Source organism: Pseudomonas sp. CFBP13528, assembly GCF_005233615.1.
Lineage (GTDB): Bacteria > Pseudomonadota > Gammaproteobacteria > Pseudomonadales > Pseudomonadaceae > Aquipseudomonas > Aquipseudomonas fluorescens_AM.
On record NZ_QGAJ01000002.1, the window covers coordinates 358,513 to 374,131 of the forward strand.

Sequence of the window (15,619 nt, forward strand, 5' to 3'; positions counted from 1 at the left end):
TTGGTTCACACACCGCTATCGGGGGCCAGCCCCCTCCCACAATGACACCTGAGCTGTTAGCGTTGCGGGCATTGGATGCTTACGGAAAACGCGACTGATGTATTTTGGAAAATGGTTACACACCCGCACCCTGCTGGTCGGCTTGAGCCTTTTACTGGGCGGCTGCGCCGGCGTTTCACAGACCTCCACGCCCGCAACGCTCGACAAGCTGCTGGCCGACCCGGCGCTGCAGGGCGCCACCGTCTCGCTGATGGTGCGCGACGCCCGCACTGGCGCCACGCTTTACCAGCACAACCCCCGTACACGGTTGGTGCCCGCTTCCAACCTCAAACTGCTGACCACCGCCGCAGCGATGGATGTGCTGGGCCCGCAATACCGCTTCGCCACGCAACTGTTGAGCGATGGCATCCGCCAGGGCGATCGTCTTACCGGCAATCTCTACCTGCGCGGCCTGGGGGATCCGACCCTTCAGTACGCCGACTATCAGGCACTGGCGGCGCAATTGGCCAGTCAGGGCGTGCGCCAGGTGCAGGGCGACCTGGTATTCGACGACACCTGGTTCGATGCCGAGCGGCTGGGGGTCGATTGGTCCCATGATGATGAAACCACCTACTACGGCGCGCAGATTTCAGCGCTGACGGTGTCGCCCAATAGCGATTTTGATGCCGGCAGCGTGTTGGTCACCGCCAAGGCGCCGGTGCAAGTTGGTCAGCCTGTCAGCGTCGACATCTTTCCGCCCACCGACTACCTGCAACTGAACAACCGCGCCGTCAGTGGGCCGGGCAACAGCTATGGGATCAATCGCCGGCATGGCACTAACCTGTTGCAGCTCAGCGGCGCGGTGGCACCGGGACGGCAGAGCCAGCAACTGATCAGCGTCTGGGAGCCGACGCAACTGGTAGCCAATCTGTTTGAACACGCCTTGGCGCAACAGGGCATTACGGTGCAGGGGCGTCGCGTGATGGGCGGGGCGAGCCCGGCGGCGGTGACGGTGCTCGCCGAGCACCAATCGGCGCCGTTGCAGGCGTTGATCACGCCACTGCTCAAACTCTCGAACAACAACATGTCCGAAGCCTTGCTCAAGGCCATGGGACGCCAGACGGCCAACAGCGGCACAGCCGCGGCGGGCGCGGTGGCCGTGGCCGGGTTTCTCAAACGCCAGGGGTTGGACACCACCACGTTCAGCCAGGTCGACGGCTCCGGCCTGTCGCGGCGCAACCTGGTGTCGTCGCAAACCCTCACCGAGCTGCTGCTGGTCGCCAGCAAACAGCCGTGGTTCAACGCCTGGTACAACGCCCTGCCGATTGCCGGCAACACCGACCGCATGACCGGTGGCAGCCTCGGCTATCGCCTGCGCGGCACCCCGGCCGAAAACAATCTGCACGCCAAGACCGGCTCCATGACCGGTGTTTCGTCATTGAGCGGCTACGTGACCGACGCCCAAGGGCGCAAGTTGGTGTTCTCGATGCTGAGCAACCACTACGTGGTGGCCGGCGCGCAGGTCAAGACGCTGGAAGATCGCGTGGCAGTGGCGCTGTCGCGCGGGGCCCCATGATTCAGGGCTGATAGCCCATGCGCCAACTCACGGCCCGGGTCGCCGCCAGCAAATGCTGCGCCGCCGGGCCGTCCTCATCGGCGTGAAACAGCGAGGTGGGGCCGACCACGGTCATGACCGCCGCCACGTGCCCGGTTGCGTTGAACACGGGCGCTGATAACGCATCCACGCCGGGCATCAGCAAGCCATGCACAAAGTGCAGGCCACGGCTGCGGATCTGTTCGCAGAGGGTGGCGTAGGCCGAATCGTCTGCCAGGGCGTGGGCGATACCGGCCTGGATTTCGCGCTCGCGCAATTCCACGGTCTCCCGCGACGGCAGGTAGGCGCTGAATACCAGCCCGGTGGACGAACTCAATAGCGGCAATACCGACCCCAACTGCGTCACCACCGTGACGGCGCGCACCGCCGGCTCGATCTGCACCACGGTCGCCCCCTGGTTGCCCCACACCGCCAGAAAGCAGGTTTCATTCAACTCATCGCGCAGGTCCGCCAGCGGCAGTGCGCCGACCTTCAACACATCCATGCTGCCCAGCGCTGCCAGGCCCACGCGCAACGCTTCGCGGCCCAGGCCATAGTGGTTGGTGGCCGTGTTCTGTTCGGCAAAGCCCGACGCGATCAGCGCCTGCAAGTAGCGGTGTACCTTGCTCGCCGGCATCTGCACATGGTCGGCCAGGCGCGACAATGACGTGGAGGGCGACAGTTGCGCCAGGGCCTTGAGGATATCGGTGCCCACCTCAGCCGAGCGGACTTTCTGTTTACCGGTGTCGCGGGGCTTTTCCATGGGAGAGCGAGAATCCGAGAGATGAGTGGGCGTCTTTATAGCTTGACGCTCCCTGGCGATCAAATTACGTTATGCGTAACTGGATTACGATAAAAACAACTGACCCAGAGGACGCTGCATGAACCTCGAATACCTGTCGGGCTTTGGCAACGAATTTGCCAGCGAAGCCTTGCCTGGCGCACTGCCCGTTGGCCAGAACTCGCCGCAGAAAGCGCCCTACGGGCTGTACACCGAACTGTTCTCCGGCACCGCGTTCACCATGGCGCGCAGCGAAGCGCGGCGTACCTGGCTGTACCGCATCCAGCCGTCGGCCAATCACCCGGCGTTTATCAAGCTGGAGCGGCAATTGGCCGGTGGGCCACTGGGCGCGGTGACGCCCAATCGGTTGCGTTGGAACCCGTTGGACGTTCCAGGTGAGCCGACCGACTTTATCGACGGGCTCGCAGCAATGGTGGCCAATTCCGGGTCGGAAAAACCCTCAGGGATCAGCATCTACCACTACCGCGCCAATCGGTCGATGGAGCGGGTGTTTTTCAATGCCGACGGCGAATGGTTGATCGTGCCCGAACAGGGCCGTTTGCGTATCACCACTGAGCTTGGCGTGCTGGAAGTCGAGCCGCTGGAAATTGTGGTATTGCCACGCGGGCTCAAATTTCGCGTCGAACTGCTCGACGCCCAGGCACGCGGTTACGTCGCCGAGAACCATGGCGCGCCGCTGCGCCTGCCGGAGCTTGGCCCGATTGGCAGCAACGGCCTGGCCAACCCGCGCGACTTCCTGACGCCGGTCGCCCACTACGAAGACCTCAAGCAACCGACCACCCTGGTGCAGAAGTTCCTCGGCGAGCTGTGGGCGTGCGAACTCGACCATTCGCCGCTCAATGTGGTCGCCTGGCACGGCAACAACGTGCCGTACAAATACGACCTGCGCCGCTTCAACACCCTCGGCACGGTGAGCTTCGATCACCCGGATCCGTCGATCTTCACCGTCCTGACCTCGCCCACCAGCGTGCATGGCCTGGCCAACCTCGACTTCGTGATCTTCCCGCCGCGCTGGATGGTGGCCGAGAACACCTTCCGGCCGCCGTGGTTCCACCGCAACCTGATGAACGAATACATGGGCCTGATCCAGGGCGCCTACGATGCCAAGGCCGAGGGTTTCCTGCCCGGCGGCGCGTCGCTGCACAGCTGCATGAGCGCCCATGGACCGGATGGCGAGACCTGCACCAGGGCAATCAATGCCGAGCTGGCACCGCACAAGATCGACAACACCATGGCCTTCATGTTCGAGACCAGCCAAGTGCTGCGGCCCACACAGTTCGCCTTGCAATGCCCGCAACTGCAGCCCTCTTACGACGCGTGCTGGGCCGCACTGCCCGCCACCTTCAACCCGAATCGGAGATAGCCCATGACTCAACCAACGCAGACCCGCAGCTGGGTGGCCTCGGCCAACGGTCACGCGGACTTCCCCCTGCAAAATCTGCCGCTGGGGGTGTTCAGCCTCAATGGCTCGGCGCCGCGCAGTGGCGTGGCGATTGGCGACGCGGTTTTCGACCTGCACGCGGCGCTGGACCAGTTTGACGGTGAAGCCCGGCGAGCAGTGGAAGCGACCGCCGGTGGCCAATTGAATGCCTTTTTCGAACTTGGCCGCGGCCCCCGCGTGGCGTTACGCGAGCGCCTGCTGCAATTGCTGGCCGAAGGCAGCCCGCTGCAAACCCGTGAGGCGCAGGTGTTGCACCGTGCTGCCGATTGCCGGATGCACCTGCCGGCCAGGATCAATGACTACACCGACTTCTATGTTGGCATCGAACACGCGCAGAACGTCGGCAAACTGTTCCGTCCCGACAACCCGCTGTTGCCCAACTACAAGTACGTGCCGATTGGTTACCACGGCCGTGCCTCAACCATTCGCCCCTCGGGCACCGAGGTCCGTCGCCCCAAAGGCCAGACCTTGCCCGCCGGCCAAGCCGAGCCGACGTTCGGCCCCTGCGCACGCCTGGACTATGAGTTGGAACTGGGTATCTGGATCGGCCAGGGCAATGCCATGGGCGATGCGATTGCCATAGGCGACGCGGCCGAACATATCGCCGGCTTCTGCCTGCTCAACGACTGGTCGGCGCGGGATATCCAGGCCTGGGAATACCAGCCGCTCGGCCCGTTCCTGTCCAAGAGCTTCATCACCAGCATCTCGCCATGGGTGGTGACGGCCGAAGCGCTGGAGCCATTTCGCAAGGCGCAACCGCCGCGCCCCGAAGGCGATCCGCAGCCATTGCCGTACCTGCTGGACCCTCGCGATCAGAAGGCGGGCGCTTTCGATATCGAACTGGAAGTGCTGCTGACCACGGCGTCGATGCGTGAACAGAACCTGCCGGCCCATCGCCTGACCTTGAGCAACACCCAACATATGTACTGGACCGTGGCGCAAATGGTGGCGCACCACAGCGTCAACGGCTGCCAGTTGCAAGCCGGTGACCTGTTTGGTTCGGGCACCTTGTCCGGTCCGCAGCCGGGGCAGTTCGGCAGCCTGCTGGAAATCACCGAAGGCGGCAAAAAGCCGATTGAGTTGGCTTCTGGTGAGGTGCGCAAATTTCTTGAAGACGGCGATGAAATCATCCTGCGTGCCCGCTGCAATCGTGAAGGCTTCGCCTCCATCGGTTTCGGTGAATGCCGCGGTACCGTAGTCGCCGCACGCTGAGAGGGCAGGGTCATGGAACTGTATACGTATTACCGTTCTACCGCGTCGTACCGGGTGCGCATCGCCCTGGCCCTCAAGGGCCTGGATTTCACTGCGATACCGGTCAATCTGCTGGTGCCGGCGGGCGGCGCCAATCGCCAGCCCGAGTTCCTGGCGATCAATCCGCAAGGGCGCGTGCCGGCCTTGCGCAGCGATGAGGGGCAATTGTTGCTTCAATCCCAGGCGATCATCGAATACCTGGAGGAACGTTATCCACAGGTACCGCTGCTCTCGAAGGACCTGACCGCCCGTGCCCATCAACGCGCGGTGGCCTCGATCATCGCCTGCGATATCCACCCGTTGCATAACTCCAGTACTCAGAACCTGCTGCGCCAGTGGGGCCACGATGAGGGGCAATTGCTGGAGTGGATCGGGCATTGGATCAGCCAGGGCCTGGGCACGGTGGAGCAGTTGATTGGCGACACAGGGTTTTGCTTTGGCGAGCAGCCGGGCTTGGCGGACACCTTTCTGATTCCCCAGCTGTATGCCGCCGAACGTTTCAAGGTGCCGTTGGGTGCGTACCCGCGCATCGGCCGAGTGGCGGCGTTGGCGGCGCAGCATCCGGCGTTCGTGCAGGCTCACCCGGCCCACCAACCTGACACCCCATAGCGCTCAAAACTGCAGGGCTCCAAATGTGGGAGGGGGCTTGCCCCCGATAGCGGTGTGTCAGTTGATAAATGTATTGCTGATGCACAGCAATCGGGGGCAAGCCCCCTCCCACAGTGAGCGTGCCAACCTAATAAAAATAAAGGTCCCTTGCGATGCACAATCAGATTGCCAGCTTCCGCGCGGCACTCGACGCCCGTCCGGTGTCGCGCTACCAGTGGTTGATTCTTCTGTTGCTGGCATTGCTGCTGGTGACCGACGGCTACGACGCCCAGGTGCTGGGCTATGTAGTCCCTGCCTTGGCCAAGGACTGGGGCCTGGAAAAAGCCGCGTTCGGGCCGGTGTTCAGCGCCAACCTGCTCGGCCTGACACTGGGCTCGCTGCTGGTGACACCGCTGGCGGACCGGTTCGGCGTGCGGCGTATCCTGTTGGGCTGTGTGCTGATCTACGCCAGCCTCACCGTATTGATGGTGTTTGCCGATTCGTTGACCACATTGATGGCCGCACGCTTCATCTGCGGCATCGGCATGGGCGGCGCGATGCCCAGCGCCATGGCCCTGATGTCGGAATATTCACCGCCCCGCATGCGCACGTTGATGGTCACTCTGGCAGCCTGTGGTTTCTCGTTCGGCGGTGCGGCGGGTGGTTTCGTGGCGGCCGGGTTTATTGATGGCTTTGGTTGGCAGGCGGTGTTTCTGGCGGGTGGGGTGACGCCGTTGCTGCTGTTCCCGTTCCTGCTGTGGCTGCTGCCCGAATCCCTGCCGCGTTTGCTGCGGGATGCGCCGCCTTATCTGCGTCTACGCAAAGTCACCGCGCGCATGTTGCCCGACTGGCAACCGCCGCCTGCCAGCGAAGCCGAAAATCTCCAGGAGCAGGGCAGCCAACTGACGGTGCTGGAGCTGTTTCGCAATGGCTACGCACGCCCGACGTTGCTGATCTGGGCGACTTTTTTCGTCAGCCTGATCCTGCTGTACTTCATGATCAGTTGGTTGCCTTCGCTGCTGCTCGAAAGCGGGCTGGCGCTGAACCAGGCCAATCTGGTGACCTCGATGTTCCTGTTCGCCGGCACCTTGGGCGCGATTGGCATGGCCTGGTTGGCCGATCGGTTGAAAAGCAAGGTGCGTCTGCTCTCCGGCGTGCTGGCAGCGGCCGCGGTGTGCACGGTGTTGCTGGGCCTGAATCATGACAACCCTGGCTACCTGGTGGCCTGCGTGTTTGCCGCCGGGTTCTGCATTATCGGCGGGCAACTGACCCTGAATGCATTCGCCAGCAACTTCTACCCGGCGCACGTACGCGCCACCGGCACGGGCTGGGCGCTGGGCGTGGGGCGTTTCGGGTCGATTCTGGGGCCGTTGTTCGGCAGCATGTTGCTGGCGATGCATATCCCGGTGCAGCAGATTTTCTTTTTCTGTGGGATTCCAGCGGTGATTGCCGCGTTGTTGATTATTCAGGTGCGCTCGCCGGTGGCCCGCTTGAAGGTGCGTTAATGCACGATGGCGTTGGGCGGCAGATGGCCGAGTCGCTCGGTCAGGCGCAGGCGCTGGATCGGGTCTTCGCTGAGCATCAGCGCGTGTTCCAGGTCAAAGCGCTCGGCGCTCGGGCAGTCCAGGCGCTGATACAGGCTGGCGCGTGCCAGGTAATCGGCAGCGCTGGCATTGCCCAGTTCCAGTACGCGCTCGGCATCCACCAGGGCGGCCAGCGGTTCGTCGTTGGCCAGGTAAAGTTGGCGCAGATTACGTGACAGCCGCTGCAGGATCGAGCGAGGCTCGGCGGTGTGCAGGTGCTCGGCCTGCAATTTGAGGTTCGGGCCATATTGGCGATGCAGCAGTTCGCGACAGTCGTTGGGATACAGGCGTCGGCCACCACAGGGGTCCAGCAGGTGATCGGCACCGGGCACCCGCAGCAGGAAGTGGCCGGGGAAATTCACCCCCACCATGGGGATGTCCAGGCGCCGCGCCAGTTCCAGGGCGATCAGGCCCATGGCCAGGGGTTGCCCGCGCTTGCGCTGCAACACCTTGTCCAACAAGGCGGCGGCGGGGCGCAACGGGGTGAAATCATCCTGGGCAAACCCCAAGTCGTTCATGCGCCGCAGCAACGGTTGACCCAGCTCATCGGACGGCAGCACCGGCATGCCCAGGCTGACCTGCTGTTGCAACAGGCTGAATGCCTGCAGGATCAGCAACGGCTGTACGGTGGCGTCGTGTTCGGCAGCAATCCACAGCGCGGCTTCGAACAGCGCGGGGGGTGAACGCTCCAGGCAGGCGAAAAAAGCGGTGCGGGGATTCATTGCATTCTCCGGCGGATGCTCTCGTTTTAGCCTTGCTGTGAATTTTCGTCCAGCACCATAAGAAATATCCCACTCGCTTATGTCACAGAACTCACGAAATTGGGCGGCTTATTCCAGTGCAATCCAGCACTTTTCTGCCGCCAGCCTATACTTGGGCCACTACCAGAAGTGATTCGGGAGCACGACGATGTTTGCGCTCATGCACAGCACCCGCCTGGAATCGCTGCACCTGAGCGTCGACCCGGTGACCGGGCTGAAGGCGATCATCGCCATCCACAACAGCCGCCTGGGCCCTGCCCTGGGCGGCTGCCGCTACCTGGCCTATCCCGACGATGAAACGGCCATGGCTGACGCCGCACGCCTGGCCCAAGGCATGAGCTACAAAGCCGCCCTGGCCGGCCTGCCGGTGGGGGGCGGCACGGCGGTCATCCTGCGCCCGGGCCATGTGGAGAGCCGTGCCGCGCTGTTTGAAGCCTTCGGCCGCTGTGTCGAGCAGCTTGGCGGGCGCTACATTACCGCCATCGACAGCGGCACTTCGGTCGCCGACATGGATTGCATCGCCCAACACACTCGCTTCGTCACCAGCACCAGCGCCGCCGGCGACCCGGCGCCCCATGCGGCCATGGGGGTGTTTGCCGGCATTCGCACCACCGCCATGGCCCGCCTGGGCAGTGATAACCTCGAAGGCCTGCGCGTGGCGGTGCAGGGCTTGGGCAATGTCGGTTACGCCCTGGCCGAACAACTGCATGCGGCGGGCGCCGAACTGCTCGTCAGCGACATCGACCACGGCAAGGTGCAACTGGCCATGGAACAATTGGGCGCCCACCCCATCGCCAACGACGCCTTGCTCAGCACCCCCTGCGACATCCTCGCCCCGTGCGGCCTGGGCGCGGTGCTCAATCGCCAAAGCGTCGGCCAACTGCGCTGCGCCGCCGTTGCCGGTTCTGCCAGTGCACAACTGACCCGCCTGGACATTGCCGATCAGTTGGAAGGCCGCGGCATCCTCTACGCTCCCGACTACGTGATCAATTCCGGCGGCCTGATCTACGTGGCCCTCAAACACAACGGCGCCGAGCTGCCCAGCATCACCGCGCACCTGTCCAACATCGGCAGGCGCCTGACCGAAATCTACGCCCATGCCCAGGCTGAAAAACGCTCCCCGGCACGTGTCGCGGACGAACTCGCCGAGCGCCTGCTCTACCCATGACCCGGCCTTAAATTAAAAAGGCCCTGAGTCGATGATTCAGGGCCTGTTCAATTCGGGCTTTATTCCGCCACCGCGTTCAACAACTCGGACAGCGCGTCCGGTTGGCTCTTGAACGCCTTGGCAAACACATCGCGGTTCTTCGCCATATAGATCCCGGCTTCTTCCACCTGCTGCTCGCTCAAGGACGGCACGGCTTTTTGCAACACTTCTGCCAGCAACTCAGCGAGTTCAAGCATCTTGTCATGAGCGTCAGCTTCGGCTTTATTCATGAACAAACGCTCCTGATCTCGGCTGCTGCGGTATACCACTTCGACGGCCATTCACCACCTCACATGCCTTCACGATAGTTGTCTTTTCGACTACTGTATTTATATACAGCTAAAAGCATAAGCCAAACGCCGGGGTTTGGATAGCAGGTTTTTAATGTAGTTGGGAAATGGGGGGTTGCTACACCGGAAATTTAACCGGTTCGATCATTACCGCGCGGAGGGTGGGAACGAGCTGGGTGAAATAAGTGCCTCGTGTCAGACGGCCACCATCTTATTCCCCAGCGCTGGCCTTTTTCCTGCAAGCAGAACAACCGTCACCTCCACCCCGCATTATCCGGTCGCACCGACCTAAGGAAGCAACATCGTGAAAATCAACTGGGCCGAAAAGCTGCGCCAGCAAGTCCATGGGCTGGCCGAGTCGCTGGGCAATCTGTTTGTGGAGTCGTTCCATTACCTGGCGCTGTTTGCCATTGGTGCAGTGACCGCCTGGGCGGCGGTGATGGAATTTCTGGGGATGCTGGAGAACGGGCACATCAAGATCGATGACATCTTGCTGCTGTTCATCTACCTGGAATTGGGCGCCATGGTCGGGATTTACTTCAAGACCAACCACATGCCCGTGCGCTTCCTGATCTACGTGGCCATCACGGCGCTGACGCGGCTGCTGATTTCCAACGTGTCCCATCACAACCCGCCTGACGTAGGCATTATCTACTTGTGCGGCGGGATTCTGCTGTTGGCCTTCGCGATTCTGGTGGTGCGCTATGCGTCGTCGGCGTTCCCTTCGGTGAAAGTCGAAGGCCCGCGTCGCAAGGGCGAGGCGAGCCTGGAAACCGAGAAGGGCGAGCTTTAAAGCCCGACGCTGAACGGCAGATGACGGGCGGGCGGCCGCTGCAACAGCTTGTGATTGTCCCCATCCGTCATCACCGCCAGGATTTCCATGGCGCTGTGACCCTGCTCGATGGCAATACCGAACTGGATGCTTTGCACCAGGCGCTTGAGCCGTTGCGGGTCGTTGCGTTGTTCGGCGCTGATCATGCGCTTGGCCACTACGCCGCCGTCATCGGAGAGGGTGAGCATGATGCTGCCGTCCAGCCGCTGGATGCTCAGGTTGACGCGGTATTGTGGGCTGAAAGTGTCGGTGATGATCTGAAAAGGGTTGTCCATGGTGCGTTACCGCCTGATAAGAACGTGCAGTCATTGACGACCGGTGTCGGGAATAGTTCGCGTTGCCTGACCACCGGCCAAAGTCCGTTTTCCTCAAAAGCTCTACAGCAAGGGGCGTGCCGTACAGTCGCGGGGTTCGAAATGTGGGAGGGGGCTTGCCCCCGATGGCGGTGCATCGGCCAATGAATACTTGGCTGAAAGACTGCTATCGGGGGCAAGCCCCCTCCCACATTTGAACTGCGTTGTGCTTGGGGGAAGTGACCTGTTTCAGGGCAGCACGGAGAAAACGATCGCAGACAGCGCAATCAGCCCGATCAGCACTCCACCCAGCTGACCGCCAGGCCGCCCCGCGACGTTTCTTTGTACTTGTCATGCATATCGGCGCCGGTATCGCGCATGGTGCGGATCACCCGGTCGAGGGAAATGAAGTGCTTGCCGTCGCCGCGCAGGGCCATTTGCGTGGCGTTGATCGCTTTGACGGCCGCGATGGCGTTGCGCTCGATGCACGGCACCTGCACCAGGCCGCCGACGGGGTCGCAGGTCAGGCCGAGGTTGTGTTCCAGGCCGATTTCGGCGGCGTTTTCCAACTGTTCGGGGGTGGCGCCAAGGATATCCGCCAGCCCTGCAGCGGCCATGGCGCAAGCCGAACCCACTTCGCCCTGGCAGCCGACTTCGGCGCCGGAGATCGAGGCGTTCTTTTTACAGAGGATGCCGACGGCGGCGGCGGCCAGGAAGAAATTGACCACGTCGTCGTCAGACGCGTCGGCATTGAATTTCATGTAGTAATGCAGCACGGCAGGGATGATCCCCGCCGCGCCATTGGTCGGTGCGGTGACCATACGCCCGCCGGCGGCGTTTTCTTCGTTGACGGCGAGGGCGAACAGGTTGACCCACTCCATGGCCGACAAGGTTGACGTGATGACATTGGGCTTGGCGATTTCCAGCAGGCTGCGGTGCAATTTCGCAGCGCGACGCGGCACGTCCAAACCACCGGGCAGAATGCCCTCATCGCGCAGGCCCTGTTCCACGCACTCGCGCATTACCGACCAGATATGCAGAAGGCCGCTGCGGATGGCTTCGTCGCTGCGCCAGGCGCGTTCGTTGGCCATCATCAATTCCGAAACCCGCAGGCCGTGCTTGTTGCACAAGGCCAGTAGTTCAACGGCGCTGGAAAAGTCGTAGGGCAATTGCACATCGCTGGTCGGCGCTATGCCCGATGCGGCTTCGGCCGCTTCGATGATGAAACCACCGCCCACCGAATAGTAGGTTTGCTCGCTCAACAGACCGCCGTCGCCGTAGGCGTGCAGGGACATGGCGTTGGGGTGGTAGGGCAGGCTTTCATCGAGCAGCAGCAGGTCGGTGTGCCAGTCGAAGGCAATGGCCTGTCGGCCGGCGAGTAACAACTGGCCGGACTCGCGCAGTTGCTGGATGCGCGCGTTGATCGAGGTGGGGTCGACCTGATCCGGCCATTCGCCCATCAAACCCATCACACAGGCGCGGTCAGTGGCGTGGCCGACACCGGTCGCGGACAGCGAACCGTATAAGCGCACTTCGACGCGCCGGGTTTGGCTGAGTAACTGCTGGTCGGCCAGTGCCTGGGCAAAGGTCGCGGCAGCCCGCATCGGGCCGACGGTATGAGAGCTGGACGGGCCGATGCCCACCTTGAATAGATCGAAAACGCTGATAGCCATGCTAAAGCCTTACAAGCAATGGAGTGGACATCGCTGCCATGTTTTGTAGCGCAGGCGGAGTTGGCGCGATACTGAGCCTCTGGATCGGCGCTGACCAACGAATTATCCTAAGACACCTTTTAGCAGGACTAAACGCTATGACCCGGCCCCTTCATGGCCAGACCTATGTCTGGCTGCATGTTTTTTCTTGCGCTGCGCGGCACCTTTCGTTCACCCGCTGCGCCGAGGAATTGCACATCACGCCGGGCGCGGTGAGTCAGCAGATCCGTCAGTTGGAAGAGCGCCTGGGCTTCAGACTGTTTCACCGCCGCGCACGGGGTGTGGAGCTCAGCGCCGAAGGGCAGCGCCTGGCGACAGTGGTAGGGGAGGCCTATGGCAGCATCGACGCCGAATTGCAGCGTCTGGACGCGGGGATGATCAGTGGCACCTTGCGCCTGCGCTCGATCCCGTCGTTTCTCGGCAAGTGGCTGACCCCGCGCCTGCCACGCTTGCAGCAACGCTTTCCGGACATTCAGTTGCGCATGGTTGCCGAAGACAGCAGCGTCGCGCTGCATGAGGGCGACTTCGACCTGGCCATCGACTTGAACGATGGCAGCTATCCCGGCTTGTTATCCACAGCCCTGTTGGATGAGCAGATATTTCCGGTGTGCGCCCCCAGCCTGTTGCGTGGCCGGCCGCCATTGCATGGCCCCGCCGACCTTGCCCACTTTCCGTTGCTGCACGACATCACCGCCTGGCGTGGGAGTTTTGAGTATGCCGAGTGGGAGTTCTACCTGAATGCCATCGGTTACCCCGATGCCGATGTGCGTCGCGGGCACACCTTCAACCGCAACCACCTGACCATCGAAGCCGCCATTGCCGGCATGGGTGTGGCCATTGCACGGCGCACCTTGCTCAATGATGAGCTGGAACGCGGCACGCTGATCGTGCCGTTTGGCCTGGCCGTGCCCAACCATAAACGCTACGTGCTGCTGTATGCGCCGGGTGCATTGAGTCACCCCGGCGTGCGGGCGGTGCACGACTGGCTGGTGGAAGAAGCGGGGATTTTTCGCGCCCTGCACCCGTTGGGAGCGGGGCAATCTTGAGGAAAACTGGACGTAAGAAGTTGTAACTAACTCCCCACCCTACCAGCGTTTTTGCCCGTCGTCAGGGTTAATTTGTAATGTGGGATTTATCTTTGCAAAGGGGTTGAAATGTTTCAGCAGGTGCTCAATTGTGTAATCAAGAGGTCATGGTTTCACCACCCCGGTGTTGCAGTTTGTGATCTCTGGCGAGCTAGCTGAAATAAGGGAAGAACTATGCAAATCCAAGTCAATAGCGATAACCATATTGAAAGCAGCATCCGACTGGAGGAGTGGGTACGTACCACCATTGAGAGCACGCTCGAACGTTATGAAGAAGACCTGACCCGTGTGGAGGTCTACCTGCGGGATGAGAACGGCGACAAGCCCGGTCCCCACGATTTAAGTTGCCGTCTGGAGGCTCGGCCAAAAGGCCACCAACCGCTTTCGGTGCTACACAAGGCCGATACGCTGGAACAAGCGATCGATGGCGCAGCCACCAAGCTCGATCACGCGCTGGAACATCTGTTCGGCAAACTGCAAGGCAAGCCCCGCGCTGCCGGTAAAAACCAGCCGACCACCAAAGTCAATGAAGATGAGCTTGAACAGGAGTTTCTGGAAAAAGAACGTGCCGTATTCAACGGCTGACGGTTTTTGACTTTCATTGAAGACGGGCCTGCGCGAGCAGGCCCGTTTTCGTTTACCTGCGCTGGCGAAAGAAAAACCCGCTAAGCATCGCCAGCCCGCAAGCACCCAACCCTGCAAAGAGCATGGCCCAGCCGGCGCCGTTGCGCAGAGCTGCCTGGGCATCGCTGAACGCCAATCCCCGTGCGTCCAGCTTGCCCGCCGCGAGGTGCTGGCTGAGGGCCGGCCAATCCATTGCCGTGCCTGGCGGCAGTACCTCGGCCAGGTAATGGCCGATCCCCAGTAACAGCACCAGGCCCATCAGCGCGATATTGAGCGCCAGGGTGATCAGCCGGGCGCTGAAGTCGATGCCCGAGGCCATGCCCGCGCGATCAGCCGAGACGGCGCCGGTGGTGGTGTTGGTGGTGGGCGAGTTGGTCAGCGCCAGGCCAGTGCCTGCCATCACGCAACTGAGCAGTACCAGCAGCGTGAGTGGCTGGGCGGCGACATTGGCCGCGGCCATCGCCAGAAACCCTGCGCCCATGGTCGCCAGGCCCACCGGGATAATGCGTTCGGCGCCGTAGCGCAGGGCCAGGCGTTCTGCCAGCGGTGGCACCAGCAAGGTCGGCAAGGTGTAGGCGAGCAGGGCGCCGCCGGTGGTCAGGGTGTCGTAGCCCAGGCCCGCCTGGAAATACAGCGGCAGGTAGATCATGAATGGCCAGAAGCTGAAGTTCATGCCGATCGAGCCCATCAGTGCACCGTTGAAGCGCTGGATGCGAAACACCGAGAAATCGAACATCGGATGGGCACTGCGCTTTTCAACCACGATGAACAGCAGCAACGCCACCAGCGCCAGGCCCGCCCAGCCGAGCATGGCCGGTGTGGCGAAGCCGTGCTCGGTGCCCTGGGTGATGAAGTAGACCAGGGCGAACACCGACAGCGTCAAGGTCAACATGCCGGCTATGTCGAGGCGATGGCCGGCCGGGTCGCGGGATTCCTGCACGCTGATGCGCAACAGCACCAGGGTGAACAGGGTGAGCGGCACGTGCGCGAGAAACACCCAGCGCCAATCCGCGACTGCCAGGATCAGCGCGCCGACCATCGGCCCGAATCCCAGGCCTACGCCGGCAATCACGCCCCAGATTGCGAAGGCCCGGGCGCGTGCCGCCGGTTCACGAAACAAGTGCGACAGAATCGCGAACTGGCAGATCATCATCGCGCCGGCACCGATGCCCTGGACGAAGCGCGCCACGATCAGCATTGACGCGTCGTTGGCCAGCCCGCAGGCCAGCGAGGCCAGGCCGAACACCCACAGGCACAGCACCAGCACGCGTCGGCGGCCAAAGCGATCGGCCAGGGTGCCCGCTGCCATCAGTACACTGGTGCAGGCCAGGGTGTAGGCATTCATGATCCACTGGGCATCTTGAAACCCGGTGCCCAATTCGCGTTCAAGGGTGGGCAGGATGACCGGTACGCTGGAAATTTCCAGGCCGAACATCAGGGCCACCAGACACACGGCGGTGAGCGCCAGGCCGTTTCTGGCGGCATGCGCCGGGCTGAGGGCCGATAGAGCGGCGACAGGTGGCATACGCAGTTCCTTAAGAGAGGGGGAGGGGGTATTCTCTCGGGAATAGGGTTCT

General features: G+C 62.3%; 15 protein-coding genes. 9 read left to right on the forward strand and 6 right to left on the reverse strand.

What is annotated here, in order from left to right:
* Positions 1-97: 97 nt before the first annotated feature.
* Positions 98-1,555 (forward strand): D-alanyl-D-alanine carboxypeptidase/D-alanyl-D-alanine-endopeptidase, encoded by a 1,458-nt coding sequence (dacB, locus tag PspCFBP13528_RS05180; protein WP_137199744.1) that lies wholly within the window; start codon positions 98-100, stop codon positions 1,553-1,555.
* A gap of 1 nt (position 1,556) precedes the next feature.
* On the opposite strand, the gene PspCFBP13528_RS05185 is transcribed toward dacB, so the two are convergent.
* A complete protein-coding gene (locus PspCFBP13528_RS05185) occupies positions 1,557-2,336 on the reverse strand; it encodes an IclR family transcriptional regulator (RefSeq protein WP_137199745.1) in 780 nt (259 codons plus the stop codon).
* Positions 2,337-2,454: 118 nt separating this feature from the next.
* Between PspCFBP13528_RS05185 and hmgA the strand changes: the two genes are divergently transcribed.
* The 4 genes from hmgA (at position 2,455) to PspCFBP13528_RS05205 (ending at position 7,160) form a co-directional block, all read left to right on the forward strand.
* Positions 2,455-3,738 carry a homogentisate 1,2-dioxygenase gene (gene hmgA / locus PspCFBP13528_RS05190; protein WP_137199746.1) on the forward strand — a complete coding sequence of 428 codons (1,284 nt, stop codon included), beginning with the start codon at positions 2,455-2,457 and terminating at the stop codon, positions 3,736-3,738.
* Positions 3,739-3,741: 3 nt separating this feature from the next.
* Positions 3,742-5,028, forward strand: coding sequence for a fumarylacetoacetase (gene fahA, locus PspCFBP13528_RS05195; RefSeq protein ID WP_065951720.1), 1,287 nt, complete (start codon positions 3,742-3,744; stop codon positions 5,026-5,028).
* Positions 5,029-5,040: 12 nt separating this feature from the next.
* Positions 5,041-5,676, forward strand: coding sequence for a maleylacetoacetate isomerase (gene maiA / locus PspCFBP13528_RS05200; RefSeq protein WP_065951721.1), 636 nt, complete (start codon positions 5,041-5,043; stop codon positions 5,674-5,676).
* A 152-nt stretch (positions 5,677-5,828) separates the two neighbouring features.
* Positions 5,829-7,160 (forward strand): aromatic acid/H+ symport family MFS transporter, encoded by a 1,332-nt coding sequence (locus tag PspCFBP13528_RS05205; RefSeq protein WP_065951722.1) that lies wholly within the window; start codon positions 5,829-5,831, stop codon positions 7,158-7,160.
* On the opposite strand, the gene PspCFBP13528_RS05210 is transcribed toward PspCFBP13528_RS05205, so the two are convergent.
* On the reverse strand, positions 7,157-7,960 hold the full coding sequence (locus PspCFBP13528_RS05210) for a transglutaminase family protein (RefSeq protein ID WP_137199747.1): 804 nt from the start codon (positions 7,958-7,960) through the stop codon (positions 7,157-7,159). The genes PspCFBP13528_RS05205 and PspCFBP13528_RS05210 overlap by 4 nt on opposite strands.
* Before the next feature lie 187 nt (positions 7,961-8,147).
* On the opposite strand from PspCFBP13528_RS05210, the gene PspCFBP13528_RS05215 reads away from it, so the two are divergent.
* The gene (locus PspCFBP13528_RS05215) at positions 8,148-9,167 is read left to right on the forward strand and encodes a Glu/Leu/Phe/Val dehydrogenase dimerization domain-containing protein (protein ID WP_101218327.1); all 1,020 of its coding nucleotides are present in this window, start codon (positions 8,148-8,150) and stop codon (positions 9,165-9,167) included.
* Between the two features lie 59 nt (positions 9,168-9,226).
* Here the strand turns inward: PspCFBP13528_RS05215 and PspCFBP13528_RS05220 are convergent, their stop codons facing one another.
* Entirely contained in the window at positions 9,227-9,487 is a 261-nt protein-coding gene (locus PspCFBP13528_RS05220; protein ID WP_065951725.1) for a YebG family protein, read from the reverse strand.
* Positions 9,488-9,800: 313 nt separating this feature from the next.
* On the opposite strand from PspCFBP13528_RS05220, the gene PspCFBP13528_RS05225 reads away from it, so the two are divergent.
* Positions 9,801-10,289, forward strand: coding sequence for a phosphate-starvation-inducible PsiE family protein (locus PspCFBP13528_RS05225; RefSeq protein ID WP_057724703.1), 489 nt, complete (start codon positions 9,801-9,803; stop codon positions 10,287-10,289).
* On the opposite strand, the gene PspCFBP13528_RS05230 is transcribed toward PspCFBP13528_RS05225, so the two are convergent.
* The gene (locus PspCFBP13528_RS05230) at positions 10,286-10,603 is read right to left on the reverse strand and encodes a DUF3509 domain-containing protein (RefSeq protein WP_137199748.1); all 318 of its coding nucleotides are present in this window, start codon (positions 10,601-10,603) and stop codon (positions 10,286-10,288) included. The genes PspCFBP13528_RS05225 and PspCFBP13528_RS05230 overlap by 4 nt on opposite strands.
* Positions 10,604-10,917: 314 nt before the next feature.
* Positions 10,918-12,294 (reverse strand): L-serine ammonia-lyase, encoded by a 1,377-nt coding sequence (locus tag PspCFBP13528_RS05235; protein WP_137199749.1) that lies wholly within the window; start codon positions 12,292-12,294, stop codon positions 10,918-10,920.
* Between the two features lie 137 nt (positions 12,295-12,431).
* Between PspCFBP13528_RS05235 and PspCFBP13528_RS05240 the strand changes: the two genes are divergently transcribed.
* Positions 12,432-13,379 carry a LysR substrate-binding domain-containing protein gene (locus tag PspCFBP13528_RS05240; protein WP_065951727.1) on the forward strand — a complete coding sequence of 316 codons (948 nt, stop codon included), beginning with the start codon at positions 12,432-12,434 and terminating at the stop codon, positions 13,377-13,379.
* Positions 13,380-13,592: 213 nt separating this feature from the next.
* Positions 13,593-14,003 carry an HPF/RaiA family ribosome-associated protein gene (locus PspCFBP13528_RS05245; RefSeq protein ID WP_016978251.1) on the forward strand — a complete coding sequence of 137 codons (411 nt, stop codon included), beginning with the start codon at positions 13,593-13,595 and terminating at the stop codon, positions 14,001-14,003.
* 52 nt (positions 14,004-14,055) lie between these two features.
* Here the strand turns inward: PspCFBP13528_RS05245 and PspCFBP13528_RS05250 are convergent, their stop codons facing one another.
* Positions 14,056-15,567, reverse strand: a complete 1,512-nt coding sequence (locus tag PspCFBP13528_RS05250; RefSeq protein WP_101218329.1) for an MFS transporter — start codon at positions 15,565-15,567, stop codon at positions 14,056-14,058.
* Positions 15,568-15,619 lie beyond the last annotated feature (52 nt).

Coding starts and splice junctions, on each gene's coding strand:
- dacB (WP_137199744.1), top strand. CDS start 98: ATGTATTTTGGAAAATGGTTACACACCCGCACCCTGCTGGTCGGCTTG.
- PspCFBP13528_RS05185 (WP_137199745.1), bottom strand. CDS start 2,336: ATGGAAAAGCCCCGCGACACCGGTAAACAGAAAGTCCGCTCGGCTGAG.
- hmgA (WP_137199746.1), top strand. CDS start 2,455: ATGAACCTCGAATACCTGTCGGGCTTTGGCAACGAATTTGCCAGCGAA.
- fahA (WP_065951720.1), top strand. CDS start 3,742: ATGACTCAACCAACGCAGACCCGCAGCTGGGTGGCCTCGGCCAACGGT.
- maiA (WP_065951721.1), top strand. CDS start 5,041: ATGGAACTGTATACGTATTACCGTTCTACCGCGTCGTACCGGGTGCGC.
- PspCFBP13528_RS05205 (WP_065951722.1), top strand. CDS start 5,829: ATGCACAATCAGATTGCCAGCTTCCGCGCGGCACTCGACGCCCGTCCG.
- PspCFBP13528_RS05210 (WP_137199747.1), bottom strand. CDS start 7,960: ATGAATCCCCGCACCGCTTTTTTCGCCTGCCTGGAGCGTTCACCCCCC.
- PspCFBP13528_RS05215 (WP_101218327.1), top strand. CDS start 8,148: ATGTTTGCGCTCATGCACAGCACCCGCCTGGAATCGCTGCACCTGAGC.
- PspCFBP13528_RS05220 (WP_065951725.1), bottom strand. CDS start 9,487: ATGGCCGTCGAAGTGGTATACCGCAGCAGCCGAGATCAGGAGCGTTTG.
- PspCFBP13528_RS05230 (WP_137199748.1), bottom strand. CDS start 10,603: ATGGACAACCCTTTTCAGATCATCACCGACACTTTCAGCCCACAATAC.
- PspCFBP13528_RS05235 (WP_137199749.1), bottom strand. CDS start 12,294: ATGGCTATCAGCGTTTTCGATCTATTCAAGGTGGGCATCGGCCCGTCC.
- PspCFBP13528_RS05240 (WP_065951727.1), top strand. CDS start 12,432: ATGACCCGGCCCCTTCATGGCCAGACCTATGTCTGGCTGCATGTTTTT.
- PspCFBP13528_RS05245 (WP_016978251.1), top strand. CDS start 13,593: ATGCAAATCCAAGTCAATAGCGATAACCATATTGAAAGCAGCATCCGA.
- PspCFBP13528_RS05250 (WP_101218329.1), bottom strand. CDS start 15,567: ATGCCACCTGTCGCCGCTCTATCGGCCCTCAGCCCGGCGCATGCCGCC.